Genomic DNA, 229 nt, shown 5'->3' on the forward strand with positions numbered 1-229 from the left:
TGTTGCGGCAGGCGGAACCATATCTATGCCCAGTGGTGGTTTGACGCTCTATGCCCAATGGGTTGTCAAGTACTCAGTTACCTACGATTTAAATGGAGGGAGCGGTGCAACTGTTCCGACAGATTCCGTTGTTTATGCTGCTGGCCAAGACGTGACGGCTGCAGTGAAACCCGGGGGACTTACGCATCCCGCTGGCAAGAGCTTTGATGGCTGGAATACTCAGGCCGAT

Annotated in this window: 1 protein-coding gene; it reads left to right on the forward strand. The window is 53.7% G+C overall.

The annotated features are described in order from the left end of the window. Positions 1-229: InlB B-repeat-containing protein (locus S1OALGB6SA_RS02410; RefSeq protein WP_148084006.1), on the forward strand; the 229-nt coding region annotated here is incomplete at both ends.

It is taken from the genome of Olavius algarvensis spirochete endosymbiont (genome assembly GCA_900608495.1).
GTDB lineage: Bacteria > Spirochaetota > Spirochaetia > DSM-2461 > DSM-2461 > UBA2779.